General features: G+C 71.6%; 16 protein-coding genes. 8 read left to right on the top strand and 8 right to left on the bottom strand.

Annotation, left to right across the window (positions count from 1 at the left end):
• Positions 1 to 31 precede the first annotated feature (31 nt).
• Together rfbA and Q9250_RS00615 are read left to right on the top strand one after the other, a co-directional pair.
• Positions 32 to 901, top strand: coding sequence for a glucose-1-phosphate thymidylyltransferase RfbA (rfbA, locus tag Q9250_RS00610; RefSeq protein ID WP_306232639.1), 870 nt, complete (start codon positions 32 to 34; stop codon positions 899 to 901).
• Positions 898 to 2,394, top strand: a complete 1,497-nt coding sequence (locus Q9250_RS00615; RefSeq protein ID WP_306232640.1) for a rhamnan synthesis F family protein — start codon at positions 898 to 900, stop codon at positions 2,392 to 2,394. Before rfbA ends, Q9250_RS00615 begins: the two co-directional genes overlap by 4 nt.
• Before the next feature lie 3 nt (positions 2,395 to 2,397).
• Here Q9250_RS00615 and Q9250_RS00620 read toward each other — a convergent pair whose 3' ends face one another.
• On the bottom strand, positions 2,398 to 3,306 hold the full coding sequence (locus Q9250_RS00620) for a glycosyltransferase (RefSeq protein WP_306232641.1): 909 nt from the start codon (positions 3,304 to 3,306) through the stop codon (positions 2,398 to 2,400).
• A gap of 129 nt (positions 3,307 to 3,435) precedes the next feature.
• Between Q9250_RS00620 and Q9250_RS00625 the strand changes: the two genes are divergently transcribed.
• From Q9250_RS00625 to Q9250_RS00640, 4 genes are all read left to right on the top strand, one after another.
• Complete coding sequence (locus Q9250_RS00625; RefSeq protein ID WP_306232642.1) at positions 3,436 to 5,310, top strand: rhamnan synthesis F family protein; 1,875 nt, start codon at positions 3,436 to 3,438, stop codon at positions 5,308 to 5,310.
• Between the two features lie 82 nt (positions 5,311 to 5,392).
• Positions 5,393 to 6,247, top strand: a complete 855-nt coding sequence (locus Q9250_RS00630) for an ABC transporter permease (RefSeq protein ID WP_306232643.1) — start codon at positions 5,393 to 5,395, stop codon at positions 6,245 to 6,247.
• Positions 6,247 to 7,449: an ABC transporter ATP-binding protein gene (locus Q9250_RS00635; RefSeq protein ID WP_306232644.1), complete on the top strand. Its 1,203-nt coding sequence runs from the start codon at positions 6,247 to 6,249 to the stop codon at positions 7,447 to 7,449. The genes Q9250_RS00630 and Q9250_RS00635 overlap by 1 nt, the downstream gene beginning before the upstream one ends.
• 100 nt (positions 7,450 to 7,549) lie before the next feature.
• Positions 7,550 to 10,339 carry a hypothetical protein gene (locus Q9250_RS00640; RefSeq protein WP_306232645.1) on the top strand — a complete coding sequence of 930 codons (2,790 nt, stop codon included), beginning with the start codon at positions 7,550 to 7,552 and terminating at the stop codon, positions 10,337 to 10,339.
• Between the two features lie 78 nt (positions 10,340 to 10,417).
• Here Q9250_RS00640 and Q9250_RS00645 read toward each other — a convergent pair whose 3' ends face one another.
• The 4 genes from Q9250_RS00645 to Q9250_RS00660 all read right to left on the bottom strand — a co-directional run bounded on the left by Q9250_RS00645 (position 10,418) and on the right by Q9250_RS00660 (position 14,949).
• Positions 10,418 to 11,266 carry an NAD-dependent epimerase/dehydratase family protein gene (locus Q9250_RS00645; protein WP_306232646.1) on the bottom strand — a complete coding sequence of 283 codons (849 nt, stop codon included), beginning with the start codon at positions 11,264 to 11,266 and terminating at the stop codon, positions 10,418 to 10,420.
• 94 nt (positions 11,267 to 11,360) lie between these two features.
• The gene (locus Q9250_RS00650) at positions 11,361 to 13,121 is read right to left on the bottom strand and encodes a rhamnan synthesis F family protein (protein WP_306232647.1); all 1,761 of its coding nucleotides are present in this window, start codon (positions 13,119 to 13,121) and stop codon (positions 11,361 to 11,363) included.
• A gap of 2 nt (positions 13,122 to 13,123) precedes the next feature.
• Complete coding sequence (locus Q9250_RS00655) at positions 13,124 to 13,378, bottom strand: hypothetical protein (RefSeq protein WP_306232648.1); 255 nt, start codon at positions 13,376 to 13,378, stop codon at positions 13,124 to 13,126.
• Positions 13,378 to 14,949 (bottom strand): DUF2142 domain-containing protein, encoded by a 1,572-nt coding sequence (locus Q9250_RS00660; protein WP_306232649.1) that lies wholly within the window; start codon positions 14,947 to 14,949, stop codon positions 13,378 to 13,380. The genes Q9250_RS00655 and Q9250_RS00660 overlap by 1 nt, the downstream gene beginning before the upstream one ends.
• A gap of 188 nt (positions 14,950 to 15,137) precedes the next feature.
• On the opposite strand from Q9250_RS00660, the gene Q9250_RS00665 reads away from it, so the two are divergent.
• Positions 15,138 to 16,352, top strand: coding sequence for an acyltransferase family protein (locus Q9250_RS00665; protein WP_306232650.1), 1,215 nt, complete (start codon positions 15,138 to 15,140; stop codon positions 16,350 to 16,352).
• The gene (locus tag Q9250_RS00670) at positions 16,349 to 17,536 is read left to right on the top strand and encodes a hypothetical protein (protein WP_306232651.1); all 1,188 of its coding nucleotides are present in this window, start codon (positions 16,349 to 16,351) and stop codon (positions 17,534 to 17,536) included. The genes Q9250_RS00665 and Q9250_RS00670 overlap by 4 nt, the downstream gene beginning before the upstream one ends.
• On the opposite strand, the gene Q9250_RS00675 is transcribed toward Q9250_RS00670, so the two are convergent.
• The 3 genes from Q9250_RS00675 to Q9250_RS00685 are packed head-to-tail and all read right to left on the bottom strand — an operon-like array spanning position 17,525 to position 19,542.
• Positions 17,525 to 17,914 carry a DUF2304 domain-containing protein gene (locus Q9250_RS00675; protein WP_306232652.1) on the bottom strand — a complete coding sequence of 130 codons (390 nt, stop codon included), beginning with the start codon at positions 17,912 to 17,914 and terminating at the stop codon, positions 17,525 to 17,527. The genes Q9250_RS00670 and Q9250_RS00675 overlap by 12 nt on opposite strands.
• Positions 17,911 to 18,639 (bottom strand): glycosyltransferase family 2 protein, encoded by a 729-nt coding sequence (locus Q9250_RS00680; protein WP_306232653.1) that lies wholly within the window; start codon positions 18,637 to 18,639, stop codon positions 17,911 to 17,913. The genes Q9250_RS00675 and Q9250_RS00680 overlap by 4 nt, the downstream gene beginning before the upstream one ends.
• Before the next feature lie 21 nt (positions 18,640 to 18,660).
• Positions 18,661 to 19,542 (bottom strand): glycosyltransferase family 2 protein, encoded by an 882-nt coding sequence (locus Q9250_RS00685; RefSeq protein WP_306232654.1) that lies wholly within the window; start codon positions 19,540 to 19,542, stop codon positions 18,661 to 18,663.
• Between the last annotated feature and the right edge of the window lie 61 nt (positions 19,543 to 19,603).

Here is a 19,603-nt window from a genome sequence, read left to right on the forward strand (position 1 = left end):
GCGACCGGAGGGTCGCAAGGAGGGCGGACAGGTGCGCGGCATCATTCTGGCGGGCGGTTCGGGCACCAGGCTGTGGCCCATCACGAAGGGCATCTCGAAGCAGCTGATGCCCATCTACGACAAGCCGATGGTCTACTACCCGCTGTCGACGCTCATGATGGCCGGCATCCGCGAGGTGCTCGTGATCACCACGCCCGAGTACAACGAGCAGTTCCAGGCGCTGCTCGGCGACGGCGCGTCGCTCGGCATGCGCATCGAGTACGCCGTGCAGCCCAGCCCCGACGGCCTGGCGCAGGCGTTCATCATCGGCGAGGAGTTCATCGGCGACGACTCGGTCGCGCTGGTGCTCGGCGACAACATCTTCCACGGCACCGGCCTCGGCTCGAGCCTTCGCTCGCACGCCGAGATCGACGGCGGGCTCATCTTCGCCTACCAGGTGGCCGATCCGACCGCCTACGGCGTGGTCGAGTTCGACGACGAGATGAAGGCGATCTCGATCGAGGAGAAGCCCAAGGAGCCCAAGAGCGACTACGCCGTGCCGGGCCTCTACTTCTACGACAACAGCGTCATCGAGATCGCGAAGACCATCGAGCCCTCCGCGCGCGGCGAGCTCGAGATCTCGACGGTCAACGAGCGCTACCTCGACCGCGGTGCGCTGCAGGTGCAGGTGCTCGACCGCGGCGTCGCCTGGCTCGACACCGGCACCTTCGAGTCGATGATGCAGGCGAGCGAGTACGTGCGCGTCATCGAGGACCGCCAGGGCTTCAAGATCGGCTGCATCGAGGAGATCGCCTGGCGCGCCGGCTGGATCGACGACGAGCAGCTCGGCGAGCTCGCGAAGCCGCTCGTCAAGAGCGGCTACGGCACCTACCTGCAGCGGCTGCTCGCGCGCGGGCGATGACCCGACCGAGCGTCGCCGTCCTGCGGGTGGGCGCGCAGCCGGGCTCGCGCGAGCTGGTCATGATCGCGGTCGAGCGGCTGCGCGCCAGGTTCGAGCGCGTGCTCGTCGTCGGTGACGCCGCGCTCGCCGAGCAGACGGGGGCGGATGCGTCGCAGGGCTCGGACTGGATCCGAGACTCCGAGGGCGCTCGCGAGCTGCTGCTGGCCGACGACGCCTGGATCGGGCCGCTCGACGACCCCGCCGCCTGGCGGGCGCCGGTCGACGGCGTCGCCGCGCTCGTCGACCACCCGGAGTCGTGGCTGCTCGCCGCGGGCGCCGGCGTCGACCGGCTGCGGCAGGGGAGCGGCGCCGACCGGCCGCCGCTGCACCCGTGGGCCGACCTCGACGTGCTCGCGGCCACCGCGCCGCTGCTGCCGCTCGAGGCCTTCGCCGCGCCGGCGCTCGACCTCGACGCGGAAGGGCTCGTGATGCCGCGGGTCGCCGATGCGCTGAGCCGCCGCGGCGTGCCGCGCGACGCCGTCGCGCGGGCGCTCGCGCACGTCGCGCTGCCGCGCGACCTCTCGACGAACCTCGGCCTGGTCGAGATCGTGACCGACGAGGCTCCCGTGGCGACGCATCCGCCCCTCAGCATCGTCGTCATCATGCACGTGCACTACGTCGACATGCTCGACGAGCTGCTCGCCCGCGCCGACCACCTGCCCGGGCACCGGCTCGTCGTCACCACCTCCGACGCCTCGCGCGGCAGGCAGCTCGAGGCCCGGCTGGCCGAGCTCGGCCGCCCCGGCGAGGTGCGGGTCGCCGCCTCGAACCGGGGCAGGGACATCTCGGCGTTCCTGCTCGGCTGCCGCGACCTGCTCGACGACCCGACGATCGACCTGGTCGTGAAGCTGCACTCGAAGCGCAGCCCGCAGGTCGGCGGCGCCACCGGTCGCTCGTTCGCGGCGCTGCTGCTCGACAACCTGCTGCCGGGGCCCGGGCACGCCGCGCGGCTGGTCGCGCTCTTCGCCGCCGATCCGCGGCTCGGCATCGCGTTCGGCCCGATGGTGCACGCCGGCTATCCCACGACCGGGCGCGCCTGGTTCACGAACCGCCCGCGCACCCAGGAGGTCGCCGACCGGCTGGGCATCGACACCCCGCTCGACGAGACCAGCCCCATCGCGCCCTACGGCTCGATGTTCATCGCGCGCCCCGCCGCCCTCCGGCCGCTCGTCGCCGGCGGGCTGACGTGGGAGGAGTTCCCCACCGAGGGCGAGTACCGCGACGGCAGCCTCGCGCACGTGGTCGAGCGGCTCTTCGTGCCGGCGGCGCTGAGCGCGGGCTACTCGTTCCGCACCGTGCTCTCGAGCCGCTGGGCCGCCGCGTCGCACGCGATGCTGGAGCACAAGCTCGACGACGCGGAGTCGAGCCTCGAGCGGCGCTTCGTGCGCAAGTCGCGGCGGGTGCCGTGGAAGCTGGGGCAGGTCGCGCGCTCGGTCAGGCTCCGGCGGCGCTGAGGCTCACCAGAGCCCGAGCGCGAGCAGTCCGGCGAGCACGACCCGCTCCGACGCGCGCCGGCGCAGGCTGCCGACGCCCCGCAGCAGCGTGAGGCGGGCGCGCAGGTCGTCGCGCTCGAGCAGCGACGCCAGCGCGGCGAGGCGCGAGCGCTCCGCGCCCTCGGCGACCCGCGACGCGATGCGTGCGATCACGGCCGCCTCGGTGCGGAAGGCGCCCGACCGCAGCCGGGCGAGCCGAGTGCGGGCCGATCCCAGGCCGATGTTGGCGCCCGCGACGTTGCGGTCGTGCTGCCGGTAGTCGATCACCGGCGCCTTGTCGATGTGCCAGCGCAGCCCCGCCGCGCGCACGATCGCGTAGACCAGCCAGTCGTGGATCGGAGCAGCAGCGGCCTCCGGGTCGTCGACGACCACTCGCCTGACGACGTCGAACGCGTGCGGGGTGAGCACGAACGTGCAGCCGGGGCCGGCGCTCTCGAGCACGTAGTCGAACGAGCGCTGGGGCTGCGCCTTGTCGAGCAGCACGCGGCGGTCGCCGAAGTCGGCGATGACGTTGGCGCTCACGGCATCGGCCTCGCGCAGCTGCTCGAGCTGCCGGGCCAGGCGGTCGAGGTTCCAGATGTCGTCCTGGTCGGAGAACGCCACGGCGGCGGCACCCGTGACGTCGGCGTCGCGGATCAGGCGCAGGAAGTTGGCGTGGGCGGAGCCGAAGCGGCCGGGCTCGAGCAGCTGCACGCGCGGATCGGCGGCGAGCTCCTGGAGCAGCGCGGGGGTGGCGTCCTTCGACGCGTCGTCCGAGATCACGATGCGCACCTCGACGCCCCGCTGCGCGAGGATCGAGTCGACCTGCTCGCGCAGGAACTCGACGCCCTCATGGGTCGCGAGCAGCACGACGACGAGCGGTCGATCCGCCACCGGCACCTCCAGGACTGCCGCTGCGACGCATCCGCGCAGCCTGTCCAGCCTAGCCCCGGCGGCCGCCGGCGCCCGAGGCGCTCGGTGCCCTGCCGGTACGATGGTCGGCGGCGCGGGTCGACCGCGCCGGTGAGCGAGGTCCCCTTCATGCGCAGAGCGGTGTTCTTCCTGGTCTACGACCGGGACGGCCATGTCGGCGAGCACGTGACCCATCATCTGCGGGCGCTGCGGCCGCACGCCGACGCCATCCACGTGGTCTCCAACTCGGCGCTGACGGTCGAGAGCCGGGTGGCGCTCGAGGCCGAGGTCGACAGCGTCTGGGAGCGCGAGAACACCGGCTTCGACGTCGGCGCCTACCGCGCGGTGCTCGAGCGACACGGCGCCGCCATCGGCGACTTCGACGAGATCGTCCTCATGAACTACACGTTCTACGGCCCGATCGGCTCCTACGACGAGCTCTTCGCGCGCATGGACGAGACCGACGCCGACTTCTGGGGCGTCACCGATCACGCGGCCGTCGTCCCCAACCCGTACACCGGCCAGGGCGTCATGCCGCGCCACATCCAGTCGCACTGGATCGCCGTGCGCCGGCGCATGGCGACGAGCGACGCCTGGCGCGAGTACTGGGCGACGATGCCGGTCATCGACTCCTATGCCGCGTCGATCATCCATCACGAGTCACGCTTCACCGAGTGGTTCGAGCAGCGCGGCTTCCGCTCGGCGACCGCGTTCCCGGCGTCGGCCTACGGCGCCGTGCACCCCATCTTCGACGTGCCGACGCAGGTGATCGACGACGGCCTGCCGATCGTGAAGCGCCGTCTGCTCTTCCACGACCCCCTCTACCTCGACCACATGGCGGTCATGCCGCGCGACGTCGAGGACCGCATGGCCGCCGCCGGCTATCCGCTCGAGCTGCTCTACCGCGACCAGGCGCGCACGGCGAAGCCCCGCGACTTCGCCACGAACCTCGCGACGCTCGAGATCATGCCGGATGTCGACACGGGTGACGCCGACGTCTCCGGGCTGCGGGTCGGTGTGCTCGCGCACCTCTTCTACGACGACATGCTGGGAGAGATCCTCGAGCGGGCGAGCACGCTGCCCGACGGCTGGACGCTCATCGCGACGACCGACACGGAGGAGAAGCGGGAGCGGATGCTCGCCGCGCTCGCCGAGGCGGGCCGCAGCGGCGACGAGGTGCGGGTCGTGGAGTCGAACCGGGGCCGGGACGTCTCGGCGTTCCTGCTGGGCTGCCGCGACGTGCTGCTCTCCGACCGCTTCGACCTGATCGTGAAGCTGCACTCGAAGCGCAGCCCGCAGAACGGCGCCGGCCCCGCGGCGCACTTCAAGGAGCACCTGTTCGGCAACCTGCTCGGCGCGGCCGGCGCAGAGGGCTACGCCCGCAACGTGCTACGGCTGTTCGTGGCGCGGCCCGAGCTGGGCATGGTGATGCCGCCGATGATCCACCAGGGCTTCCCCACGATGGGCCGCGGCTGGTTCGCGAACCGCGAGCCGGCCATGCGCCTGGCCGAGCGCATCGGCATCCGCGTCCACTTCGACGACCTCAGCCCGCTCGCCGCCTACGGCTCGATGTTCATCGCCCGCCCCGCGGCGCTGCGCCCGCTGCTGGAGGCCGACTTCGGCTGGGACGAGTTCCCGACCGAGGAGGGCTACGAGGATGGCGGGCTGCCGCACATGCTCGAGCGGCTGTTCGCCTACTCGGCGCTCGGCGCCGGCCTCCAGGTGCGCACGGTGATGACGACGCGCAACGCGGCCGTCTCGTACCAGCGCCTCGAGTACAAGCTCGACGCGATGGCGCAGGGGGTGCCCGGGCACGCGTTCGAGCAGGTGCGCTGGGTGCAGGAGAAGGTGGCGGGCGTGCAGGGGGTCGCGGGCATCAAGCGCGCGATCTCGGATGCGTCGCCGCGCACGGCGAGGGTGCTGGCCGTGCCGCTCCGGGTGGCCCGCAAGGCCAAGGGTCGGGCGCGACGGGCGCTCGGCCGGTGACGCCCGGGGACCGCGGCCGCGCGCTCGGCCGATGCTACGCTGATCGATCGTGCACGTGCCCCTCCGTGCTCGATGGAGGACGATGACCGAGAACCTGCCCAGCCCGCGTGCGTCGGAGCGGGACATCACCCTCAACCTCCTGAAGAACCTCACGCTGCGGGAGATCCGGGCGGAGTACAAGCGCACCGCGCTCGGCAGGGTGTGGTCGCTGATCAACCCGCTCGCGCAGATCGCGGTCTACTCGCTCGTGTTCGGCCTCATCCTGCGGGTCGCCGTCGCGCCCGGCGAGAACTCCGGCATCCGGTTCTTCCCCGCCTGGATCGGCGTCGGCGTCATCGTCTGGGGCTTCATCTCGGGCTCGATCTCCGCCGGCATGGGCTCGCTCGTCACGAACTCGGGCCTGCTGACGAAGGTCTACTTCCCCCGTTGGGTGCTGGTCGTCTCGACCGTCCTCGCCCGCACCTCGACGTTCGCCACCGAGCTGCTGGTGCTGCTGGCCATCATGGTCGTCATCGGCGGACCGGCAGTGCTGCTGTACGCGGCGCTGCTCATCCCGCTGCTGGTGCTGACCTGCGTCTTCGCCCTCGGCATCGCGCTGCTGCTCTCGGTCGCGAGCGTCTACTTCCGCGACCTGCAGCACCTCTGGGCGATCCTCGCCCAGGTGTGGATGTACGCATCCGGCGTCATGTTCTCGGTCGACATCGTGCGCAGCGCCCAGGAGGCGCTCGCCGAGGACGGCGTCTCGCTGCCGCTCGTGACGATCTTCGAGCTCAACCCCGCCGAGCGCTTCCTGCACGCCTACCGCGACGTGCTCTACGACTTCCAGGTGCCGTCGCTCGACATCTGGCTGCAGCTCACCGCCTGGTCGGCCATCTCGCTGATCGTCGGCTCGCTCGTGTTCCGCAAGCTCGCCCGCAACATCGTCGAGGAGATCTGATGGGTGAGCCCGCCGTCACCGTCGACCACGTGTCGAAGCACTTCCGCGTCTACAGCGACCGCAACCAGTCGCTCAAGGCGACGGTGCTCGCCGGCCGGCGAGCGAAGTACGAGCAGTTCCAGGCGCTCAAGGATGTCGACTTCGAGGTGCCGCAGGGCACCACCTTCGGGCTGCTGGGCCGCAACGGCTCCGGCAAGTCGACCCTGCTCAAGTGCATCGCGCGCATCCTCAACCCCAACTCGGGCACGATCACCACGCGGGGACGCGTGGCGGCGATGCTCGAGGTCGGTTCGGGCTTCCACCCCGAGCTGTCGGGCCGCGAGAACGTCTACCTCAACGGATCGATCCTGGGCATGTCGCGCAAGGAGATCGATCGCAAGTTCGACCAGATCGTCGACTTCTCGGGCGTCGAGCAGTTCATCGACCAGCCGGTGAAGAACTACTCCTCCGGCATGTACGTGCGGCTCGGCTTCGCGGTCTCCATCCACGTCGAGCCCGACGTGCTGCTCGTCGACGAGGTGCTCGCCGTCGGCGACATGGAGTTCCAGGACAAGTGCCTCGACAAGTTCGCGCAGTTCCGCGACGAGGGCCGCACGGTCGTGGTCGTGAGCCACGGCGTCGAGCAGATGCGCACCTTCTGCGATCAGGCGGCCTGGCTCGACCACGGCGTGCTGCAGGCGGTGGGCGAGGCCTCCGACATCGTCGACCGCTACTCCGACGTCGGTCACGGCGCCGAGGATGTCGCGGGCGGCGGCAAGCGCTACGGCACCGGCGAGGTGCGCATCGACGACATCGAGCTGCTCGACGCGGCGGGAGCGCCCATCGAGTCGACGCCGACCGGATCGGCCGTCGCGCTGCGCCTGCACTACACGGCGAAGCAGCGCGTGGAGCGGCCGGTGTTCGGCGTGAGCCTCGCGACCGCGGGCGGCAAGCACCTCTGGAGCTATGACGGCCTGGCGGCGGGCGCGGTGCCCGACCGCGTCGAGCCCGGTCCCGGCACGCTCGACATCCGCATCGACCGGCTGACGCTCATGCCCGACCTCTTCGACGTGAACGCCGATGTCAAGGACCAGCACAAGACCCGCACGTTCGACTCGCTCGAGCGATCGCTGCGCTTCCAGGTCACGAGCGGCCACCCGCGCGCCGCCGGCGGTTCGATCGTGCTCGACGCCTCGATGACGATGCCCCGCGCCGCCGACTGACCGACGCATGTCGTGGGCGTTGCGCGCCCTGCATGTACCCTGAGTGCGACCCTAACCCTGAATGAACGGTTGAAGGATGCGCTCGCGCTCTCGTCTCGTCGTGGCCACGCTCATCGCAGCGCTCCTGGCGTCTGTGCTCACGGTGGTCCCACCGACCGGCACCACCGGTCAGGCATCCGCGGCCGTCGCGGCCGACTTCGACCCGGGCTACATCGTCTCCGACGCGCAGTTCTACGACGGCGACGCGATGACCGCGGCGCAGGTGCAGTCGTTCATCGACGCGCGCAACGCCGGCTGCCTGGCCGGCTACACCTGCCTCGACACCTACGCGCAGGCGACGCCGGCCATGGCCGCAGACGCCTACTGCGACGCGATGACCGGCAGGGCGAACGAGTCGGCGGCAAGCATCATCGCCCGCGTCGGCGCCGCCTGCGACATCTCGCAGCGGTTCCTCGTCGTGCTGCTCGAGAAGGAGCAGTCGCTCGTCACCCACCGCTCGCCGAGCGCGAGCCGCTACCTCAAGGCGACCGGCTTCGGCTGCCCCGACACAGCGCCCTGCGACTCGAGCGTCGGTGGCTTCTTCTACCAGATCTACTACGGGGCTCGGCAGTTCAACCGCTACGCCGCGCACCCCGGCAACTACAACCACCGCGCGGGCGTCGTCAACCAGGTGCTCTTCAACCCGAACGCGGCGTGCGGGTCGAGCCCGGTGCTGATCCGCAACAACGCCACGGCCGGCCTCTACAACTACACGCCGTACCAGCCCAACGCCGCCGCCCTGGCGAACCTCTACGGCACGGGCGACGGCTGCTCGGCCTACGGCAACCGCAACACCTGGCGCATCTGGACCGACTGGTTCGGCGACCCGACCGAGGGCAAGCAGGCCGACGTGGCGCCGGCGCTCGCCCGCGACACCACCGACGGCCGGATCTACCTGCTCGGCGGCGGCCGCAAGCACCACGTGCCCAACACCTCCGTGCTCCTGCAGTTCTCGGCGCTCGGCGCCGCCGCGGCGCGATCGAGCGCCGAGCTGGCAGCGATCCCCACCGGTCCTGCCGTCGGCCGGGTCGTGATCAGCGAGGAGGGCAGCGTCTACCTCGTCGAGCGCAGCCGCCTGCACCACTTCCAGTCCTGCGCGCAGATGGTCTCGTGGGGCATCGCCTGCGACAGCATCCCGCAGCTCGACGCCGCGCACCGCGCGCTGATGGTCGACATGGGCGCGCTCAACAGCCTCGTGCGCACCGAGACCGGCGCCAACTGGCTGGTCCAGTACGGCACCCGACGCCAGGTCGCGAACACCGCTTTGCTGCCGCAGTGGGGCTTCTCGGCCACGCCCAGTGAGGTCGGTGCCGCCGCCATCGGCATGTACGCCATCGGCCAGCCCGTCGTGGCCGACGGCGACCTCGTCCGCAGCGCCGACGCCTCGCAGACGCGGGCGATCGGCACCGAGGGTCGTGTCTACACGGCCAGCGCCGCGCAGCAGGGCCTCGGGTTCGTGCAGCGCGCCGTGCCCTTCGAGGCCGAGTCGCTCCGCCTGATCCCGGCGACCGCGGGCAGCATCCCGTCGCGGTTCCGCGACTCCGCCGGCGCGTGGGTGGTCGCCGACGGCGGTGCGCTCCGCGTGGACGCGGCGCAGTGGGGCGGCGAGGGATACTTCACCCCCGTCAACGACGACCTGCGTCGCTCGCTGCCCGCCGCCGGCACCGCGACCGCACCGGCGTTCGCGCGCACCGCCGGATCGGACGCCGTCTACTTCATGGCCAGCGGGCTGGCGACGCTGACGACGCCGAGGACCTTCGAGTGGTACGCCACGACGTTCAACGTGCCGCGCACGGTCTGGGTGCTCGCCTCCGACGCGATCGAGCCCATCCCGCAGCCGACCTCCTACGCCGACGGCACGCTGATCCGGAGCCCGCAGGGCGGCATCTACCTGATGGACGGCGGCAACGCCCTGCACGTCACCGACATGCGGTTCGTCGTCGACCTGGGGCTGCCGCTCAACGTGATCGGCGTGAGCTCCGGCATCATGGCGGGTCTCCAGAGCCAGACCGGCTTCCTCGACTCCAACATCATCCGCATGGGCGACCGGTCGTACGTCGCGGTGCGGGGGAACCTGCACCCGTTCGCCTCGGAGGACGTCCGGCGCGCTTGGAGCGCACCGGAGGTCACCCTCCGGTCGGCGGGCAGCCTGGTGCCGATCTCGCCGATGCCCGCCACGGCCTTCATCAACGACACCGCCGGCAACGTCTTCGTGATGCAGGACGGCAAGCGTCGCCCCGTCACCTCGATCGCTGCCCTCGTCGAGATCGGCGGAGCCACCGCGCCCCGCCTGACGATGAACGAAGCGATGCTCGCCCACATCCCGCTCGGCGCGCCGATCGTGGCCACGCCGGCTCCCGGAACGCTGCTGCGGACCGAGGGGCGATCCGAGGTCTGGCTCTACGACGGCGAGCGCCGCCTGCACCTCGGCAGCTTCTCGACCTCGATCGCCATGGGGCTCGGCTACACCAGCACCTGGCTCGACGCGACCTCGATCGCGGCGCTCCCGGAGGCAGGCAGGCTGACGTCATCGCTCATCAGCTGCGGCACGCAGTCCTACGCCGCCGTGGGCGGCGAGCTGCGACCGCTCTCGGCGGCGGTGCGGTCGGCGTACCCGGCCAGCGCCTTCACCGCCGTCAGCCCGCGCCTGTGCGAGCGACTCGACATCTCGACCACGCCGATGTCGCAGTTCCTGCGCGGCGACGACGGCAAGATCTACTACGTCGAGGGCGGCGTGCGGCACTGGCTGGGAGGCGCGGCGCTGACGCGCCTCGGCGGCTGGAACAGCATCGTCGGTGTCGACAGGACCATCATCGACGCCATCCCCGCGGGAGCCACCTGGTCGAGCTGAGCTGACGCCTGATGCGAAGGGCCGGACGGGATCTCCCGTCCGGCCCTTCGCATCAGGCCCTTCCTGTCAGGCGCGTCGTCAGTCCTGCTTGGCCATCAGCTCCCGGATCACGGTCGCGTCGCCGTACACGACCTTGGAGTCGTAGGGGCGGTCGGGGAACGCCCCGTACTCGAGCTGGATGTCGAGCTGATGCTCGGCGATGAAGCGCTCGACCTGGTCGCGCAGGGCGACCGGCTCGCCGGAGGACACGTTGATGACGCCGGCGACCTCGTCCTGCAGCGCGACCGCGGCGATCTGGCGACCGAGCTCGTCGACCCGGATGAAGTCGAACCGGTTCGTCCCGGTCGTGAACGGGAAGGTCTTCTTGCCGTGCTCGACGGCCTCGAGCAGCTTGGTGAAGATCGACTGGTTGTTGCGGTCGTCGCCGTAGATGTAATAGGCGCGGAGCCACTGGACCGTGGCCTTGGAGGCGAGGTGGGTGAAGGCGGCCCGGCGCAGCGCGTCCTTCGCGATGCCGTACAGCGATGCGGGCGCGGTGGGGGTGTCTGCGGTGATCGCGCCCTCGAAGTGCCCGATCTCGTGCATCGTGCCCAGGATCGCGAGCCGGCCGATGCCGGCGTCGGCGAAGTGCGACAGCACCCGGAAGTGATCCGAGAGCCGCAGCATGTGGACGGGGGAGTTGTGCGCGAAGCCCGCCTCCCATGCCAGGTGCACCACGGCATCCGGTCGGTCTTCGATGAGGGCGTCGAGATCGGTGTGCTGATCGAGCAGATCGGCTTCGACGACGGTCGCCCGCTCGTCGATCCGGTAGGCCCGCATGTGGCGCACGACGGCGGTCACCCGGGCGCCCCGGTCGAGCAGCGCCGCGACGACGTGCCGCCCGATGTAGCCGCCGGCGCCGGTCACCAGGATGTGCTGCTGAGTCATTGCGGTCGCCTCCATGTCGTCTTCGATCCTAGCTTCGCCTGCTGCTCAGGGGCGCGCGAGGGGGACGCCCCCGCGCTGCGGTCGCCGTGGTCGGTCACGCGCGCAGGAGCCCGCGCAGGCGAGCGGCGAAGCCCGCCGCACCCCGGTGGGCGCCGCGCTTCGCGTCGGCGTCGAGCCTCGCGACCAGCTGTGAGGCGCCCTCGCCCGCACCGTGCCCGGCAGCGGCACCGATCCGGCGCAGCGTCTGCAGCGAGATCGACAGCAGGTTCTTCGCCAGCGCGGGCGACAGGGCGATGCGCACCGCATAGCCCTGCTGCTGGACGGCCAGGGGCAGCAGGCGGCCCCAGTCGGCCAGCGAGAGTCCGACGAGCAGCCCGGCGGGCGCCGCCTCCACCGCGGCGGCGAACGGCAGGATCGCCGAGCGGCGGATCCACGCCGCTCCGCCGACGGCCGCCAGGGGCGCGCCGCGAGGATCGGTCGGCACGGTGACGCCGAGGGCGCGGCGGATGTCGTGGAAGTCGGGATGCGCGCCATCCCACTCGTGACCGAGCTCGCCGAACCAGCCGCGGTGCAGCGACGGCGGCGCCACGACCATGCCGAGCAGCGGATCACGGGCGAACTCGGCCAGCACGCGCTCTGCCGTCGCGCGGTCGCTGCCGAGCGCCTCGCGCACGGCCCAGCGGCGGTCCTCGGCATCCACGCTCGGCATCTCCTCCGGGAAGCCGTCGACGTCGACGAGCAGGATGACGTCGCCGTCGACCTGGGCCGCTGCCGTGATCGCGTGCCGGCGAGCGGCCACCGCGCGCGTCTGCGCCGCGGCGATGCGCGGCTCGGGGCCGGCGAGCACGACCTCATCGGCGAGGGCCGCGGCGAGCGCGGTGCGCTCCGGCTCGCGGACCCCGGTGGAGACGATCGCGCTCGAGCTGGGCACCGCCACCGGGTCGGCAGGGGGGCCCTCGGGGAGCAGGATGAAGTCGTGCATGGTCTGGAACTGCGCCCGCTGATCCATCGTGCGCTGCATGTGCTCGCGCAGCACCGCCATGTCGTATCGGCCGGATGCGTCGAGGAAGTCGTAGAGGTCGCGTGCGTTGCGCGTGCCGTTCTCGTCGAGCACCGACTCCTGGCCGGCGAAGAGCGTCTTGCGCTTGAAGATGGGGCATTCGCGATCGCGGATCAGCTCGACCGGCAGCGTGTTGAGCGGGTAGAACGTGCGAGACCGCATGTCGCTGGTGTCGACGTAGGGCGCCCAGGCGAAGCCCTGAGCGGCGAAGTGGTGCGTGAAGCGCGCCTCGTGCTTGGCGACGGCGTGGGCGTAGTCGGGGATCGGCGGCAGCTTGTCCCAGTAGGTGTGGAAGAGGGCCGAGGAGGCCAGCGAGCGCCGCACGGCGATGAAGTGCGACTGGATGTGCTCCTGCAGCGTGGGCGTCTCGAGCAGGCCCCACGGGTCGAACGGGGCGCCGTGGTGCACCGTGATGCCCCAGAAGTCGAGATCCCGGTCGTCCATGCGCTCGAACATCGCGTCGAACGAGGCAACCGGGCCCACGATCGTGAAGTTGTACATGATGAGCTCGTCGAAGGCGTCGACCGCCTCCCAGCCCAGGTGGTCGAGGGCGGCCTTGTAGGCCCAGGAGTCGAAGCCCTCGTTCGCGCGCACCAGCAGCTCGGTGCCGGGCATCGCCGTGAACCGCGCGCGACTGGCCTCGTCGAGCTCGCCGTTCACCACGACGATCTGCTGGCTGAAGTGCGGCGCGAGGCTATCGAGCAGCGTGAAGACGTAGTCGTCGGCGCGGCCCTCGGCGTCGTAGAAGAAGAAGATGCCCAGACGCCGGACGCCGTCGATGTTGGAGAGCCGCACCGCTAGGCGCCCAGCAGCCGACGAGCGACGCGACGCGCGATCCGGTAGGCCTTCCCGGCGCCGCGCCGCACGAGCGACCGCTGCGCGCGGAGGGGGTGCTGGCGCTGCTCGAGCTCCGCCTGCAGCGCCGCGGCCCGGGCGACGGCGCTGCGCAGCTCACCGCGCTCGACGGCGCGCTCGCGCTCCAGCCGCGTCAGCTCGCCGCGCAGGCGGTCGATGTCGCGCAGCAGGGCTTCCGGATCCTGTGCCTCGTCCATCAGCCGAGCCTATCCGCCAGGATCGGCCGCGCCTGGGCCGCCGTCGGCGCCGGCCCGCTCGCCGCCGTTCCGGGCGCTTCGTCGCGCGCCCGTCCCACGAGGAGCACGCACGCCGCGACGACGATCGCCGTGAGGCCGATCGACGGGATCGTCATCAGGGCGGGCTGCCACTCCGGGCGCAGCAGCATCGACACCAGCGAGTCGTCCTGGCCGACCGAGAACCGCCGGAGGATGTAGATGTAGCTGACGACCTGCACCGCGCCGACCGTGCCCAGCAGCCACCAGCGCAGGGTCTCGCCGATGGGCGACGCGCCCACGCCTCGCTCGTCGAGCGCGACGCCGGTCGTGATGGTGATGAGCGGCACGACGGCCAGCATGTAGCGGCCGAGCCAGATGTAGCCGGCGTCGGTGATGAGCAGGGCCGAGAGCGCGATCGGCACGATGACGAAGGCGACGACCAGCATCGCCGCCGCCACGCGGAGTCCGCGCCTGGCCAGCGCGACGCCCGTGAGGGCGAAGCCGATGAGCACGGTGAGCAGCACGAGGCGGCTGAACGCCGGACCCTCGGTGTCCTGCCAGCCGTACCAGTTGACGAGCTGATCCCAGTGGAGCGGCATGCGCTCCCAGGCGAGCCTCGCGCCGACGATCGCCGATTCGCCTCGGCCGTCGGACGGCAGGCCCTCGATGCCGTAGTCGGGCGGGCGCAGGATCCAGAGCGCGCTGAGCCCCATCAGCAGGGCCGCAGCGCCGACGGCGGCCCAGAGCTGCCAGCGGCGCACGAGCCCCATGAGGATGTCGCTCCGGGCGGCGAGCAGCGCGGCGACGAGGGCGAGCGCGACCCACAGCGGCGTGACGCCACGGGCAGACACCAGCAGCACTGCCGACACCGCCACCATCGCACCCCGCTCGAGCAGCTCGCGATTCGTGCTCGTGGTGCGGCCGAGCGCCAGCAGGGTGGCGAAGAGCGCCGCCGCCCCCGCCCACTCCAGGCCGTTCGGGTTCAGGGAGCCGCCGATGTACACCGCGGTGGGGATCGCGCCGACCGCGAGGCCGGTCAGGGCCCACCGGTGCTGGGGCAGCGTGCGCAGCTGCATGGCCGCGATGCCGACGAGCGCTGCGAAGAGCAGCGCGCTCCACAGCCGCATCAGCCACATGCCGGCCTCGCCGCCGACCAGCAGCGACGGCCATCCCACCACCACGTAGTAGGTCGGGAGGTTGACCCCCGCGCTCGACGGCCCGTCGGCCAGCGGCTCGACGGGGTCGGCGACGTCGGGCTGGCAGTCCGCCGCCGTGTTGGACTGCCAGGCCGTGCACGTCAGCTGGTTCGCGTCGGCGATGCCCTGCGGCACCTGGAAGTCGATCAGCCCTCGGTCGGAGAGCGCCCCCACCTCGCCGACGATCTCGCCCCTGGCAGCGGCTGCCGCCCGGATCGTGTGCGAGGGCTCGTCGGTGACCGACATGAGCGGCGTCGCCTGCGACCAGAGCGCGGTCAGCATCCACATGAGCAGGGTGGTGACGAGGAAGGTCCGCCAGCGTCGGGGCGCCGCCGCGACGGCGATGGACGGGTTCATAGGAGGGCGCTTCCGTGGGTGGGGTAGACGGCGCCAAGGATATCAGGGAGGCGGCAGAGGCTCTGGCTCGCGGGACGTCGCGATATCCTGGGCGGTGGTCGCGGCGAACCCGGTCGCGTGGTGGGCGTCGGCACTCGCCGTCGCCCCAACGGCTGAGGCCGCTCGACGCCCCGATTGGAGATCCGCCTGTGCGACATCGCGATCGCGAATCTGCCGCCGAGCCGGTGACCGTCGAGCGCGACGGCGCCCGCTTCGCACGGTTCCCCTCCGCGGTCGGACCGTCGATCTCGGTGGCGCTCTCCGGGCGCGACAACTCCCTCGGCATCCTGCGGCTGGTGCTGGCCTCGGCCGTGATCTTCTCCCACGCCTGGCCGATCGGCGGGTGGGGCGCCGATCCCATGGCGGCGCGCTTCGACGAGCAGGAGAACCTCGGCGGCATCGCGGTGCTCGGCTTCTTCGCCATCAGCGGCTACCTCATCACGAAGAGCGGCCAGTCGGGCGATGCGCTGCGCTTCCTCTGGCACCGAGTGCTGCGCATCATGCCCGCCTACTGGTGCGTGCTGCTGTTCGCGGCGCTCGTGCTGGGCCCCCTCTGGTGGGTGGGCGAGGGTCGGCCGCTCGGCGACTACTGGTCCATGGGGCCCGGCGGCCCGCTCACCTACCTGACCGCGAACTGGGATCTGACGATCCGGCAGTACGGCATCCACGACGTCTTCGCGTCGAACCCCTACGGGGCGAGCGGCGGCAGCGTGATGAACGGCTCGCTCTGGACGCTGTCCTACGAGTTCTTCGCCTACCTGGTGGTCTGCGTGACCGTGCTGTTCGGCGTGCTGACGAGCGTCAAGGTCGTCGTGCCCGTCATCACGGGCCTGCTGCTCGCCGTGCAGGTCGCGCTGCTGACCGGCGCTCCCGGCGCGCTCAGCACCATCCCGTTCCTCACCGACCGCTACTTCGTCGGCCTCACGCTGATGTTCATGATCGGCGGCACGATCGCCGTCTACGGCAAGACGATCCCGCTGCACGACGGCCTCGCCATGCTCGCCGCTCTCGTCTTCGTGTTCTCCGCCTTCAAGGGCGGTCTCGGCATCGTCGGCTACCCCGCCTTCGCCTACCTGCTGCTCTACCTCGCAGCCCGCCTGCCGCGCCGGATCCAGTGGATCGGGCAGAAGAACGACTACTCCTACGGCATCTACCTCTACGGCTGGCCCGTGCAGCAGACGCTCGCCTGGCTGGGCGTCCACGAGTGGGGCTACGTCCCGTTCGTCGTGACCGCGCTGATCGGCGCGGCCGGGCTCGCCTGGCTGAGCTGGCACGGCGTGGAGCGCTGGGCGCTCACCATCAAGGACCGGGGACCGGGCAGGGGCTGGCGCGCCCTCTGGCGCAGCGCGACCCGTCGCGCATGAGCCTGACGACGCGCGTGCCTGCCGGTGCCTGGATCCTCGGCGCGACCGCGATCGCCGGCGGGCTCGGCTACCTGCTGCAGATCTTCGCGGGCATCGCTCTGCCCGCTCGGGAGTACGAGGCCTTCGGCGTCGCCTGGGCGCTGCTGTACTTCGTCGTCGGAGCGCTCGCGGGCGTGCAGCAGGAGGTCGCCCGCGTGGCCGCGCCCAGGAGCGCCGCCGCGTCGACTCCCGGCACTCGGCTCGGCCTGCTCACGGCGGTCGTGGCCGCGATCGGCGCGCTGGTCGTCTCGGTCTGCAGCGCGCTGGGCGGCAGCGACGCGGCGGTCGGGGCGGCGATGGCTGCCGGCGCCGCGGGCTACGCCGTGCTGGCGGTCGTCACGGGGCTGCTCTACGGCGCCAGGGCGTGGCCGGCGATCGCGGCGACCATGGTGGTCGATGCGCTGCTCCGCGCGGTCACCGCCGGGATCGCGCTCGCGGTCGGCGCGCCGCTCTGGGTCGTGCTCGCCGGCGTGGCCCTGCCCTTCGTCGCCACCGCGGCGCTCGGCGCGCTGCTGCTGCGGGCGCAGGAGCCGATCGAGGTGGCGGTGCCGACGCGGGCGCTCGCGAGGACCACGCTGAAGACCCTGGTCGGCTCCGCCTCGACCGCGGTGCTCGTCAGCGGCTTCCCCTTCGTGCTCGGCCTCTTCGCGCACGACGTCGACGCGGCCGAGCTGGGCGCGTTCCTGTTCGCGTTCACGCTCTCGCGCGCACCGCTGGTCATCGTGTTCCTGTCGCTGCAGACCTTCCTGGTGACGCACTTCAAGGACGGCGACACCGGACGCATCCGCTCGGTGGTGCTCGCGGTGCTGGGGCTGGCGACGGCTGCCGCGATCGCTGCAGGCCTGGCCGGGCCATGGCTGCTCGAGACCTTCGTCGGCGCCGACTACGTGCTCGGCGGTCCGCTCCTGGCAGCCATCGTCGCCTCGGCCATCCCCATGGCGCTCCTGTGCATCACCGGGCCGCTCGTGCTCGCCGAGGGGCGCCACGACGCGTTCGCGACGGGCTGGGTGGTCGCGGCGGTCGTGAGCATCGCGCTGCTGCTGCTGCCCCTGCCCTTCGTCGTGCGAAGCGTGATCGCGATCGCTGTCGGTCCGATCGTCGGCGCCGCGCTGCAGCTGCTGCTGCGCAGGCGGTCAGGCGGTTGACGTCTGATCGTCGGTGTCGGGAGCGGCGGCCGGCCCGTGCGCCTCGTCGATCCTGAGCTCGAGCATCGCGACCTTCTCGGCGAGCACCCGCGTCTTCGCCTCTGCGCGGGTGAGCTCGCTCGAGAGCTGCAGGCAGACGCCGAACAGCAGCGCGATCGAGACGAAGAACACCAGGTTGGTGGGCACCTCGACGCCCAGCAGGCCCGCGAGCCAGGACAGCAGCTGCGGGAAGAGGCTGATCACCAGCGCGAGCAGGCCCGCGACGATCCACCAGATCGCGTGACGCTCGCGCAGCCGCTGCGAGCGCTGCATGTGCAGCACGACCCCGAGCCCGACGAGGGCGCAGACGACGCTCAGGATGTGGACGACGACGGTCACGACATGGCCGATCGGAACGAGGCGGCCGACCTGGTGTGCGCGAAGACGAGGGCGATGCCCGCGCGCGCGAGGTAGATCGCGGACTTCACCGGGTCGTGCGACGGCACACCGCCGGCGCGCTCCCGCATGGCGACCGGCACCTGCCGCACGACCAGCCCTGCGCGGGCCGCGAGCGTGAGCGACTCGATCGTGTCGCCGAGGTACTCGGCGGGGTAGTGCACCGAGAAGAAGCGCACGGCCCGAGGTCCGGATGCCTTGAAGCCGCTGGTCGTGTCGGTGAGGCGCGTGCGCGCGGTGCGGCTGAGCGTCGCCGACAGCAGCGACATCGCCCACCGACGGGGACCGCGCGCGACGTAGTCGCCCTCACCGGCGAACCGCGCGCCGATCACGATGTCGGCCGAGTCGAGCTCGGCCAGCAGCCGGGGCACGTCGGCAGGGTTGTGCTGGCCGTCGCTGTCGATCTGCACCACCACGTCGTAGCCGCGCTCGAGCGCGAACATGAACCCGAAGCGCATCGCACCGCCGACACCGAGGTTGAACGGCAGCGACGCGACGGTGGCGCCGGCTCGTCGCGCCACGTCGACCGTGGCGTCGGTCGAGCCGTCGTCGACGACGAGGCACCCGGCCTCCGGCAGGTGCTGTCGCACCTCGGCGATCACCCCGGCGATCGACTCCTGCTCGTTGAACGCGGGCATCACGATCAGCACGCGATGCTTGAGGCTCATGGGAGCGAGCCTATCGATCGATCAGCCGAACGCGTGTCGCAGCAGGCTGGAGCGCCCGGCGGCATCGCCCGCGCGGAGCGCGAGCGGCAGCTGCGAGATCGCGTTGAGGCGAGAGGTCATGCGTCGGCTCGCGGCGCTGGCTGCCCGGCCCCATCCCTGCGCCTCGAAGGCCGCGGCCGCCTCGTCGAACACCTGGCGCTCCTGGTCGAAGCGGGCGCCGGAGACGGCGGTGGTGGCCGACACGCTCGACGAGTGGCGGCGATAGCGGAAGTGCACGTCGTCGTCGAGCACCAGGCTGCCGCCGGTCCTGGCGATCTCGAGCAGCATCGCGATGTCCTGCACCACGTCGAGATCGGCGCGGAAGCCGATGCGACGGATCGTCTCGACGCGCCAGACGAGCGACGGGAAGTAGGTCCAGTTGGCGCGGGCGAGGCTGGTCGCGAGCGGCTCGCCGCGCAGCTGCGCGGGCTTCGCGCCGCGCGGACGCAGCAGCGTCTTGACGCGATCGGCGAGCGGGTTCGACGGCTCGCCCTCGCCGCCGATCACGGTGACGCCGGTCTGGATGACGTCGACGTCGGGGAAGCGCGCGGCCAGCTCGAGCACGCGCTCGACGAAGCCCGGCAGCATCACGTCGTCGCCGCCCATGAGCATCGAGAACGGGCTCCGCATGAGGTCGACGCAGTGCAGGTAGTTGCGGCTGACCCCGAGGTTCTGCGCATTGCGGTGGTACTCGACGCGGTCGTCGCCGAGCGACTGCACCCACTCGCCCGGCGCGGTGTCGGGATAGACGTCGTCGACCACGACCAGCCGGATGTCGCGGTGCGACTGCGCCAGCACGCTCTCGACCGCGACCTGGAAGTGGTCGAAGCGGCCGTAGAAGGGGAGCATGATGTCGAACGTCATCGCCCCGACTCTACTGGGAGCCGAGCGCCCTCGGCACCGGCCGACCGGCACCGGCCGACCG

This window comes from Agrococcus beijingensis (genome assembly GCF_030758955.1).
Taxonomy (GTDB): Bacteria; Actinomycetota; Actinomycetes; order Actinomycetales; family Microbacteriaceae; genus Agrococcus; species Agrococcus beijingensis.